8 protein-coding genes and 1 pseudogene are annotated in these 10843 nt (G+C 61.7%); 8 read left to right on the top strand and 1 reads right to left on the bottom strand.

Annotation, left to right across the window (positions count from 1 at the left end; genetic code table 11):
- Positions 1 to 33: 33 nt before the first annotated feature.
- On the bottom strand, positions 34 to 1023 hold the full coding sequence (locus ACIP8I_RS24260; protein WP_400764430.1) for an alpha/beta hydrolase family protein: 990 nt from the start codon (positions 1021 to 1023) through the stop codon (positions 34 to 36).
- A 74-nt stretch (positions 1024 to 1097) separates the two neighbouring features.
- On the opposite strand from ACIP8I_RS24260, the gene ACIP8I_RS24265 reads away from it, so the two are divergent.
- From ACIP8I_RS24265 to ACIP8I_RS24300, 8 genes and pseudogenes are all read left to right on the top strand, one after another.
- Positions 1098 to 3491, top strand: a complete 2394-nt coding sequence (locus ACIP8I_RS24265; RefSeq protein WP_400764432.1) for a PAS domain S-box protein — start codon at positions 1098 to 1100, stop codon at positions 3489 to 3491.
- 74 nt (positions 3492 to 3565) lie between these two features.
- A complete protein-coding gene (locus ACIP8I_RS24270) occupies positions 3566 to 4195 on the top strand; it encodes a response regulator transcription factor (RefSeq protein WP_003228820.1) in 630 nt (209 codons plus the stop codon).
- Positions 4196 to 4547: 352 nt separating this feature from the next.
- A complete protein-coding gene (locus ACIP8I_RS24275) occupies positions 4548 to 5672 on the top strand; it encodes an ABC transporter ATP-binding protein (protein WP_007966453.1) in 1125 nt (374 codons plus the stop codon).
- 48 nt (positions 5673 to 5720) lie between these two features.
- Positions 5721 to 6764 (top strand): ABC transporter substrate-binding protein, encoded by a 1044-nt coding sequence (locus ACIP8I_RS24280; RefSeq protein ID WP_027610727.1) that lies wholly within the window; start codon positions 5721 to 5723, stop codon positions 6762 to 6764.
- A gap of 178 nt (positions 6765 to 6942) precedes the next feature.
- Positions 6943 to 8190 (top strand): ABC transporter permease, encoded by a 1248-nt coding sequence (locus tag ACIP8I_RS24285; protein ID WP_007966448.1) that lies wholly within the window; start codon positions 6943 to 6945, stop codon positions 8188 to 8190.
- Positions 8191 to 8202: 12 nt separating this feature from the next.
- Positions 8203 to 9027 (top strand): ABC transporter permease, encoded by an 825-nt coding sequence (locus tag ACIP8I_RS24290; RefSeq protein ID WP_108591992.1) that lies wholly within the window; start codon positions 8203 to 8205, stop codon positions 9025 to 9027.
- 276 nt (positions 9028 to 9303) lie between these two features.
- Positions 9304 to 10452 (top strand): iron-containing alcohol dehydrogenase, encoded by a 1149-nt coding sequence (locus ACIP8I_RS24295; RefSeq protein ID WP_400764435.1) that lies wholly within the window; start codon positions 9304 to 9306, stop codon positions 10450 to 10452.
- Positions 10453 to 10532: 80 nt separating this feature from the next.
- Positions 10533 to 10843 (top strand): annotated as a pseudogene (locus ACIP8I_RS24300) (ribulose-phosphate 3-epimerase); the annotation flags it as partial.

Raw genomic sequence — 10843 nt, forward strand, 5'->3', positions numbered from 1 at the left:
CCGCGATCGGACGATCTTTTGCTTTTGTTTCTATCAGTCTGTCTTCTGCGGATTCAACCAGCCACGCACCCGCCGGAACAGCTGTTCCTGCTCAGCCTTTTTATCCGGTAACGCCTTGAGCGCCACCTGGCTGAAGGTAGAAGTCTTCAAGCGCTTGCTGGCCTGCATGCGCTCCAGCGCTGCGTTGCGGTCCAGCGCCTTGTCCATGTAGAAAATGTCGGCGGTCGGCAATTTCAGGGTCGGTGTCAGCTCGGCCAATTGTGGCTTGGCCTTGCTCGGCGTTTGCGCATCGACCATCACCAGTTTCTCGACCTGCGAACTCTGCCGCTCGCTGAGGAAACGCGCCGCCCAGTACGCGCCCGTACCGTGACCGAGCACCACGACCCGACGTGCGCTTTGCTGCTCGGCGTAGGCGATCGCCGCATCGATCCGCGCAAAGATCCGTTCGGCATCAGCCTTGGACTGCTCTTCAGTCGTTTCAGCGACCACCTGATCCGCCACTTCCGCTTCACCGCCCGCCGCCTGTTCGATCGGTTGCGCGGTGGTGGAATCCTTGCTGCCACTTTCCGGTGCTTTTGGCGCGGCGGCGGGCGCAATCACCCGAGGTGCGATGGCATCGCTTTGCAGATCCGGCAAGGTGATACTCAGGCTGCTCCACTCGACATCGGGCAATTTGCTGCGCAGCGGGCCGATCACTTGCGGCCAGTCAGCGGTTTCGCCGGCGCCAGGGACAATAATCACCGCACCTTTGGGTTCGGCGGTGTTGGCCGGTTTCCACAGAGCGAGGAAAGTGTCGGTGCCGGCCTGCAACTGCTGCTGCTCTTGCGCCGGGACTTTACGTTCGAGTGCTGCGGCTTCTTCCTGACTACGCTCAAGCAGTGGCTGGCGTTCGGCCGGTTTTTCGGCGGCCGGTTGCTCGGCAGTGGAGGGGGGCGCCGGATCGGCGGCTTCGACGGAAAACGCACAAGGCAGGATCAGCGACAGGCACAATGCTGGCATTGCCAGGCGGTAGACAGAGGGCATCGGTTATTCCAGGCCAGAAAAGTATCCCGGCAGCCTAATGGGTTGGTCAGAATTTGTCAGTGCAAGAGACTTCAATGATGCGTTTTTGCTGCCTGTGGGTTATCGGCTGGTTGTGTTTTCCCTTGATGGGCTGGGCGGCGTCTGCGCCGGCGGCACATGCAGCGCTGTTGACGCCCGGCGAGCAGCAATGGCTGGCGCAGCACCGTGAGCTGCGCGTTGGCCTGGTATTGCAGGCGCCGTACGCGCAATACGACCGGCGCTTGCAGCGACTGTCCGGGGCCAACGTCGAATTGATGAAGGCGCTGGCCAAGACCCTGAACGTCGAGCTGAGCTGGCGCAATTTTCAGGACCTGGCGCAACTGGAGGAGGCCGCCCGCGAAGGCGAGATCGACATTGCCCCGGGCCTGACCCAGACCCCCGGTGCGCTGCGCCTGTGGCTGTTTTCCGATCCTTACATGCGCGTACCGCAACTGGTGGTCAGTGACCAGAAGAGCGGCGGCGTGGTCGAGCTGGAAAAACTCGACAGCCTGTCTCGCGTCGCCGTGCGCATGCCCAGCGTGACAGCAGATTATTTGCGCAGCACCTATCCCCATTTGAATCTGCAAGGCGTGCCGCTGGAGCGGCAGGCGCTGCAACTGTTGCTGACCCAACAAGCGTCCTACGCCGTGATAGATGAAGCGCAACTCGGGCGGTTGTCCGCCGAACCTGAGTTCGCCGGGCTGGTCGTGGTCGGCGATATCGGGCTACCTCAACTGTTGCGAGTCGCCACGCGGCGCGACTGGCCGCAATTGGCCGGGATCATCGAAAGCGCCTTGCGGGCAATCCCGGCCAAGGATCTGGAGCGCCTGCACAACCAGTGGCTGCAACCCAAGTACCCACGGCTCACGGAATCGCCGGGGTTCTGGCAGAACCTCAGCCTGTTGTTTGCGGTGTTGCTGCTCAGTTGTGCGGCCATCATCATCTGGCAACGACGCCAGCAACACAGCCTCGAACAGCGTCTGCTGGCCGCCCGGGAAGACATTGCCCTGCGCGCGGCCAGCGAAGAAGCCTTGCGCCTGACCCAGTTTTCCATCGACCAAAGCACCGTCGGCATTCTCTGGGTCAACTGGGATAGCCATGTGCGCTATGCCAACCGCGCGGCTGAACACATGCTCGGTTATCCACAGGGCGCGCTGATCGAGCGGCCGCTGATCGACTTCGAACCCGGTCTGCACATGGACCGCTGGCTCAACCTGTGGAAACGCGCGAGGGCCAGTGAAGAGGGGCCTTTGAGTTTTGAAACCAGCTGCGTGCGCGCTGATGGCAGCGTCCTGCCGGCGGACGTTTCGCTGAGTTTTCTGCGCTTTCGCGACAGCGAGTATCTGGTGGTTTATCTCACCGACGTCACCGAGCGTCGCCGCGCCCTGGCCGCGTTGCAGGAAAGTGAAGCGCGCCTGCAAGGCATTGCCGCTAACGTGCCGGGGCTGGTGTTTCGCCTGGAACGCGCGCCGGTGACCGGGCAAATCGACTTCGCCTACATCAGTGAGGGCAGCGAGAGTCTGGTCGGCTACGCGCCGGCCGCCATCGCCCATCGCGACATGGGCTTGCGCAGTCTGGTGCACCCGGACGACAGGGCCAGTTATCACCAGACCCAGGATCAGGCGCTGGACACCGACAGTGACTGGTCGTGGCAAGGACGGATTCTCACTCGTCAGGGCGAGCAGCGCTGGGCCGAGATCAAGGCAATCACCCGACAGCTGGAGGATGGCGCCTATGTCTGGGACGGCATCGTCTGGGACATCAGCGAAAGCAAGCGCATCGAGCTGGAGCTCGCCGCCTCCCGTGAGCAACTGCGCGAATTGTCGGCGCACCTGGAAAGCGTGCGCGAAGAAGAAAAGGCGCGGATCGCCCGCGAAGTGCACGATGAGCTGGGGCAGATGCTCACGGTGCTGAAACTGGAAACCTCGATGTGCGAGCTGGCCTATGCGCAGCTCGACCCGGGGCTGCACGAGCGGTTGAACAGCATGAAGCGATTGATCGCCCAGTTGTTCCAGTTGGTACGCGATGTGGCGACAGCGCTGCGACCGCCGATTCTCGATGCCGGGATTGCTTCAGCGATCGAGTGGCAGGCGCGGCGATTCGAGGCGCGCACGCAGATTCCGTGTCTGGTGCAGGTGCCGGACAATCTGCCGGCGCTGAGCGATGCCAAGGCGATCGGGTTGTTCCGGATTTTGCAGGAAGCGCTGACCAATGTGATGCGCCATGCTCAGGCGCATACTGTGGAGCTGACGCTGGCGCTGGAAGGCGATGAACTGTGTCTGACGGTCAGCGACGATGGCACAGGCTTTGTCGCCGCGGCCGGTCGGCCGACTTCGTTCGGACTGGTCGGCATGCGCGAGCGGGTGCTGATCATGGGCGGGCGGTTGGTGCTTGAGAGTGAACCGGGGGAGGGCACCAGTCTGCAAGTGTGGGTGCCAGTGGATCGCTAAAGATCGCACATCCCTGTAGGAGCTGCCGAAGGCTGCGATCTTTTAGCGTCAATGCAAATATCGAGGAGAGGCAAGTGATCCGTGTACTGGTAGCCGAAGACCACACCATCGTCCGTGAAGGCATCAAGCAATTGATCGGCCTGGCCAAGGACCTGCAAGTGGTGGGCGAGGCAAGCAATGGCGAGCAGTTGCTGGAAACCCTGCGCAGTGTGCCGTGCGAGGTGGTCCTGCTCGACATCTCGATGCCCGGGGTCAACGGGCTGGAGGCGATCCCGCGGATCCGCGCGCTGAACAATCCACCGGCGATTCTGGTGCTGTCGATGCACGACGAGGCGCAAATGGCCGCCCGTGCGCTGAAGGTCGGCGCCGCCGGTTATGCGACCAAGGACAGCGATCCGGCGCTATTGCTGACGGCGATTCGCAAGGTGGCGGCCGGCGGGCGCTACATCGACCCGGAACTGGCTGACCGCATGGTCTTCGAGGTCGGCCTGACCGATACGCGTCCGCTGCATTCGCTGCTGTCCGAGCGCGAGTTCTCGGTTTTCGAGCGCCTGGCCCAGGGCGCCAACGTCAACGACATCGCCCAGCAGCTGGCGCTGAGCAGCAAGACCATCAGCACGCACAAGGCGCGGCTGATGCAGAAGCTCAACATCACCTCGCTGGCCGAACTGGTCAAATACGCGATGGAACACAAACTCCTCTAAAGATCACCGCAATCAAAACTGTAGGAGTGAGCCTGCTCGCGATAGCGTTCCGTCAGGCAACACTTCAGTGATTGAGCCACCACTATCGCGAGCAGGCTCACTCCTACAGGGGTTCGGCATAGCGCCCGAAATTTCGGGCATATCCATTAGCGACAACCGCTTTTGCCTGTTCTTGCAGCTCGCAGCTGGTCACTTGCCGCTGCGTTTGCCAAAACGCGCCATCCTTGTAGGGCAATCCCTACCCCCAACCTTCCATCCGGCTGAGGCGATTCTCTCCTGCGCCCCGATTTGCGCGGCTGGCGCCAGCCACTAGGCTTAATCCACAGCAGTTACCAATAACAAAGGTGTGGGTATGAGCCAGGTCGATTCAAACGCAGGGGCCAGTGATGTGCTGGTCAGCTTTCGTGGAGTGCAGAAGAGCTACGACGGCGAGAACCTGATCGTCAAAGACCTCAACCTGGACATTCGCAAAGGCGAGTTCCTGACTCTGCTCGGGCCGTCCGGTTCGGGCAAGACCACCAGCCTGATGATGCTCGCCGGGTTCGAAACCCCGACCGCCGGCGAAATCCTCCTGGCCGGCCGCGCCATCAATAACGTACCGCCGCACAAGCGTGACATCGGTATGGTGTTCCAGAACTACGCGTTGTTCCCGCACATGACCGTGGCCGAGAACCTGGCTTTCCCGTTGACCGTGCGCGGCCTGAACAAGAGCGATGTCAGCGACAAGGTCAAGAAAGTCCTGAGCATGGTCCAGCTCGACGCCTTCGCTTCGCGCTATCCGGCGCAACTCTCCGGCGGTCAGCAGCAGCGCGTGGCACTGGCGCGGGCGCTGGTGTTCGAACCGCAACTGGTGCTGATGGACGAACCGCTGGGCGCACTCGACAAGCAATTGCGCGAACACATGCAGATGGAGATCAAGCACCTGCACCAACGCCTCGGCGTGACCGTGGTCTACGTGACCCACGATCAGGGTGAAGCGCTGACCATGTCCGATCGCGTCGCTGTGTTCCATCAGGGCGAAATCCAGCAGATCGCCCCGCCGCGCACGCTTTACGAAGAACCGAAAAACACCTTCGTCGCCAATTTCATCGGCGAGAACAACCGCCTCAACGGGCGGCTGCTCAGCCAGAGCGGCGAGCGTTGCGTGGTTGAGCTGGGGCGGGGCGAGAAGGTCGAGGCGCTGGCGGTCAACGTCGGCCAGACTGGCGAACCGGTGACCCTGTCGATTCGCCCGGAACGCGTCAGCCTCAATGGCTCGAGCGACCAATGCGTCAACCGCTTCTCAGGGAGGGTGGCGGAATTCATCTATCTGGGCGACCACGTCCGGGTGCGCCTGGAAGTCTGCGGCAAGACCGACTTCTTCGTGAAACAGCCGATTGCCGAGCTCGATCCAGCGCTCGCGGTCGGCGACGTGGTTCCGCTTGGCTGGCAGGTCGAGCACGTTCGCGCACTCGATCCTCTTCTAGAGGCGCACTAAGCGCCCCGGCAATACCAACACCAACCCTGCACGTGGAGAGAACAATAAATGTTGAGATCCCTGAAGTTCACCGCCCTGACCCTGGGCCTGATGGGTGCGGCCAGCGCGATGGCCGCCGGTCCCGATTTGACTGTGGTGTCGTTTGGCGGGGCGAACAAGGCGGCGCAAGTCAAAGCCTTCTACGCACCGTGGGAAGCGGCGGGCAATGGCAAGATCGTTGCCGGTGAGTACAACGGCGAAATGGCCAAGGTCAAAGCCATGGTCGATACCAAGAGCGTGTCGTGGGATCTGGTGGAAGTCGAATCGCCAGAGCTGTCCCGTGGTTGCGATGAAGACATGTTCGAACAACTCGACCCGGCGCTGTTCGGCAAAACCGAAGATTACGTCAAAGGCGCGATTCAGCCGTGCGGCGTGGGCTTCTTCGTCTGGTCGACCGTGCTCGCGTACAACGCCGACAAGCTGAAAACCGCGCCAACCAGTTGGGCCGATTTCTGGGACACCAAGAAATTCCCGGGCAAGCGGGGCCTGCGCAAAGGCGCCAAGTACACCCTGGAATTCGCGCTGATGGCCGACGGTGTTGCACCGAAAGACGTCTACAAAGAGCTGGCGAGCAAGGGAGGGCAGGATCGCGCGTTCAAGAAACTCGATGAACTCAAGCCAAGCATCCAGTGGTGGGAAGCCGGCGCCCAGCCGCCGCAATATCTCGCCTCTGGTGACGTGGTCATGAGCTCGGCCTACAACGGTCGCATCGCCGCCGTGCAGAAAGAATCCAACCTGAAAGTGGTATGGAATGGCGGCATCTACGACTTCGATGCGTGGGCCATCCCGAAAGGCCTGGACGCCAAGCGCGCCGAAGCGGCGAAGAAATTCATCGCCTACTCGGTGCAGCCGCAGCAACAGAAGACCTACTCGGAAAACATTGCTTACGGCCCGGCCAACACTCAGGCAGTTCCGCTGCTGAGCAAGGACGTGCTGAAGGACATGCCGACCACCCCGGAAAACATCGCCAACCAGGTGCAGATCGACGTCAGCTTCTGGGCTGACAACGGCGAGCAACTGGAACAGCGCTTCAATTCCTGGGCTGCGAAATAACCAAAACTCCAACTTCGGGAGCGAACTGTTGTGGCGAGGGAGCTTGCTCCCGCTGGGTTGCGAAGCAGCCCCAAAATACTTGTGAGTGCTGCGCACTCAAGCGGGAGCAAGCTCCCTCGCCACACGGCCAATTTCCACAAGTTGCATGAATTAGAAAGATCGATTTGCGGAGTACGTCATGGCCATCGCCGTTCCCCTGAACGAGGGCGCCAGCCCCACCTTGAAGCAGAAGCTCAAGCGCGCCGAGCGGGTCAACCGCTGGAAGGCCCAAGCGTTGATTGCGCCGCTGGTGCTGTTTCTGTTGCTGGTGTTCCTGGTGCCGATCGTGGCGCTGCTCTACAAAAGCGTCGGCAACCCGGAAGTGGTCGGCGGCATGCCGCGCACTGTGGCGGCCATCGCCAGTTGGGACGGCCGCGGCCTGCCGGCGGAGCCGGTGTACAAAGCGGCCGGCGAAGACCTCGCCGAAGCCCGCAAAAATCAGACGCTGGGCGATCTGTCCAAGCGCTTGAACATGGAGTTGGCCGGCTATCGCAGCCTGCTGACCAAAACCGCCCGGGCGCTGCCCTTCGCCAGCGAACCGGCCTCCTATAAAGAAGCACTCGAAGGCCTCGATGAGCGCTGGGGCGATCCGGCGTACTGGCAAGCGGTCAAACGCAACACCAGCAGCATCACCCCGTTCTATCTGCTGGCAGCGGTCGATCACCGTATCGACGATCTCGGCGAACTGGCCCCTGCCACCCCGGATCAAGCGATCTACCTCGACATCTTCGCCCGCACGTTCTGGATGGGCCTGATCATCACCGTGATCTGTTTGTTCCTCGCCTATCCACTGGCTTACCTGCTGGCGAACCTGCCATCGCGGCAGAGCAACCTGCTGATGATTCTGGTGCTGCTGCCGTTCTGGACCTCGATTCTGGTGCGGGTCGCGGCGTGGATCGTGTTGCTGCAGTCGGGCGGGCTGATCAACAGCGCGCTGATGGCCATGGGCATCATCGATAAGCCGCTGGAACTGGTGTTCAACCGTACCGGGGTCTACATCTCGATGGTGCACATTCTGCTGCCGTTCATGATCCTGCCGATCTACAGCGTGATGAAAGGCATCTCGCCGACCTACATGCGTGCTGCGATTTCGCTGGGCTGCCATCCGTTCGCCAGTTTCTGGCGGGTGTACTTCCCGCAGACCTACGCCGGTGTCGGCGCCGGTTGCCTGTTGGTGTTCATCCTCGCCATCGGCTACTACATCACCCCGGCGCTGCTCGGCAGCCCGAACGATCAGATGGTCAGTTACTTCGTCGCGTTCTACACCAACACCAGCATCAACTGGGGCATGGCCACTGCGTTGGGCGGCTTGTTGTTGCTGGCGACCGTGGTGCTGTATCTGATCTACAGCTGGCTGGTGGGCGCCAGTCGCCTGCGCCTGAGCTAAGGGGAATTTGAAATGCTGAGTCCTTATATGTCGCCCATCGAACGGGTGTGGTTCTACAGCTTGCGGATCCTCTGCGGCCTGATCCTGCTGTTCCTGATTCTGCCGGTGCTGGTGATCGTGCCGCTGTCGTTCAACTCGGGCAGTTTCCTGGTGTATCCGCTGCAGGGTTTCTCGCTGCACTGGTATCAGGACTTCTTCGCCTCGGCCGAATGGATGCGCTCACTGAAGAACAGCATCATCGTCGCCCCGGCCGCGACGGTGCTGGCGATGGTCTTCGGAACCCTGGCCGCGATCGGCCTGACCCGTGGCGACTTTCCCGGCAAATCGCTGGTGATGGCGCTGGTGATTTCGCCAATGGTGGTGCCGGTGGTGATCATCGGTGTGGCGAGTTATCTGTTCTTCGCACCGCTGGGACTGGGCAACAGCTTCTTCTCGTTGATCGTGGTGCACGCGGTGCTCGGTGTGCCGTTCGTGATCATCACCGTGTCGGCGACGTTGCAGGGGTTCAACCAGAATCTGGTGCGGGCGGCGGCCAGCCTTGGCGCTTCGCCATTGACCACGTTCCGCCGGGTGACTCTGCCGTTGATTGCGCCGGGGGTGATTTCCGGGGCGCTGTTTGCCTTTGCGACGTCGTTCGATGAAGTGGTGGTAACGCTGTTCCTCGCCGGCCCCGAGCAAGCGACCTTGCCACGGCAGATGTTCAGCGGGATCCGCGAGAACCTCAGCCCGACGATTGCGGCGGCGGCCACCTTGCTGATCGCCTTCTCCGTTATCCTGTTGCTGACCCTTGAATGGTTGCGTGGTCGTAGCGAGAAACTGCGTACTGCGCAGGTCTGACGCCCAGATCAAAAGCCGCCCCCTCACCCCAGCCCTCTCCCCCAAGGGGGCGAAGGGGAAAGGGAGCAGATCTTCATGCTGTTCAGAATCTGAGTTCGACTCGGTATTGCACGTCGATGTACTCCGAGAGAACGGCTCAGTCAGTCCCCTCTCCCTCCGGGAGAGGGTTAGGGTGAGGGGCTTTGCTCTTGATTATTCACCAACTGAATACCAGCCAACCGCAAACCCTCAGCTACGCTTGTGCTCAGCTCCCACATCTATAAGAGGCTGCGCACGATGAGTCTGTCCCAGTTCAAAATCGCTCACAAACTGATCACCGGCGCCGGGGCCATCGAGCAGCTGGCGGCGGAACTCACGCGGCTGGATATCGACAACCCGTTGATTGTCACCGACGCCGCGCTGGTCAAGTCCGGCACCGTGGAACTGGCGCTGTGCCAATTGGGTGGGCGCGAGTACGAGATTTTTGACCGGGTGCTGCCGGACCCGGAAATCGCCATCGTCGAAGATTGCATGCGCGTGTACCGCGAGGGCGGGCATGACGGCTTGATTGGCCTGGGCGGCGGCAGTGCCATCGACATCGCCAAGAGTGTTGCCGCGTATGCCGGATATCACGGCGCGCTGGAAGACCTGTTCGGCGTCGATCAGGTGCCGCGCAAAGGCCCGCCGCTGATCGCTATCCCGACCACCGCCGGCACCGGTTCGGAAGTGACCAACGTCGCCATCCTCTCGGACAAGGTCGCGCAACTGAAGAAAGGCATCGTCAGCGATTATTTGTTGCCGGACGTGGCGCTGGTCAGTCCGCAAATGACCCTGACCTGCCCGCGCAGCGTCACCGCCGCCAGTGGCGTCGATGCGCTGGTGCATGCCATCGAATCCTATCTGTCGGTCAACGCCTCGCCGATTACCGACTCGCTGGCACTCGGCGCTATCAAGCTGATTGCCAGGGCGCTGCCCAAGGCCTACGCCAATGGCGCCAATCTGCAAGCCCGGGAAGACATGGCCACCGCCAGCCTGATGGCCGGCATGGCGTTCGGCAATGCCGGGGTCGGCGCGGTGCATGCGTTGGCCTATCCGTTGGGCGGGCGTTTCAACATCGCCCATGGCGTCAGTAACGCGTTGTTGCTGCCGTATGTCATGACCTGGAACAAGATGGCCTGCGTCGAGCGCATGCAGGATATCGCCGAAGCCATGGGGGTGAAGACCGCTCATCTGAGCGCCAATGAGGCGGCGGACAAAGCCGTGCAGGCCATGACCGAGCTGTGCGCGGCGGTGGAGATTCCTGCCGGGCTGCGCAGTTTCGGCGTGCCCGAGGAGGCAATCCCGGCCATGGCCGTGGAGGCCGCGGGGATCGAGCGTTTGATGCGCAACAACCCGCGCAGGCTCAGCGCGGCGGATATCGAGAAGATCTACCGAGCGGCGTACTGATCATCGCGGTCACGGTGCGCGCACGGAAACTTGAGGTATACAATGCGCGCCATCGTGATTTAGCTCAGAAAAGGTGCGTCATGCAGCCCTTCGTAATTGCTCCGTCGATTCTCTCCGCCGACTTCGCCCGCCTCGGCGAAGAAGTGGACAACGTTCTGGCCGCCGGTGCCGACTTCGTCCACTTCGATGTCATGGACAACCACTACGTGCCGAACCTGACCATCGGTCCGATGGTTTGCGCGGCCCTGCGCAAGTACGGCATCACCGCGCCGATCGACGCGCACCTGATGGTCAGCCCGGTGGATCGCATCGTCGGTGACTTCATCGAAGCCGGCGCGACCTACATCACCTTCCACCCGGAAGCCACGCTGCACGTCGATCGTTCGCTGCA

Origin of the sequence: Pseudomonas sp. NPDC088414 (assembly GCF_044753325.1) — a bacterium.
Taxonomy (GTDB): Bacteria; Pseudomonadota; Gammaproteobacteria; order Pseudomonadales; family Pseudomonadaceae; genus Aquipseudomonas.

Bases quoted from the DNA above. Each gene is read 5' to 3' on its own strand.
- ACIP8I_RS24280 (WP_027610727.1), top strand. From the start codon at position 5,721: ATGTTGAGATCCCTGAAGTTCACCGCCCTGACCCTGGGCCTGATGGGT.
- ACIP8I_RS24290 (WP_108591992.1), top strand. From the start codon at position 8,203: ATGCTGAGTCCTTATATGTCGCCCATCGAACGGGTGTGGTTCTACAGC.
- ACIP8I_RS24295 (WP_400764435.1), top strand. From the start codon at position 9,304: ATGAGTCTGTCCCAGTTCAAAATCGCTCACAAACTGATCACCGGCGCC.
- ACIP8I_RS24260 (WP_400764430.1), bottom strand. From the start codon at position 1,023: ATGCCCTCTGTCTACCGCCTGGCAATGCCAGCATTGTGCCTGTCGCTG.
- ACIP8I_RS24285 (WP_007966448.1), top strand. From the start codon at position 6,943: ATGGCCATCGCCGTTCCCCTGAACGAGGGCGCCAGCCCCACCTTGAAG.
- ACIP8I_RS24265 (WP_400764432.1), top strand. From the start codon at position 1,098: ATGATGCGTTTTTGCTGCCTGTGGGTTATCGGCTGGTTGTGTTTTCCC.
- ACIP8I_RS24275 (WP_007966453.1), top strand. From the start codon at position 4,548: ATGAGCCAGGTCGATTCAAACGCAGGGGCCAGTGATGTGCTGGTCAGC.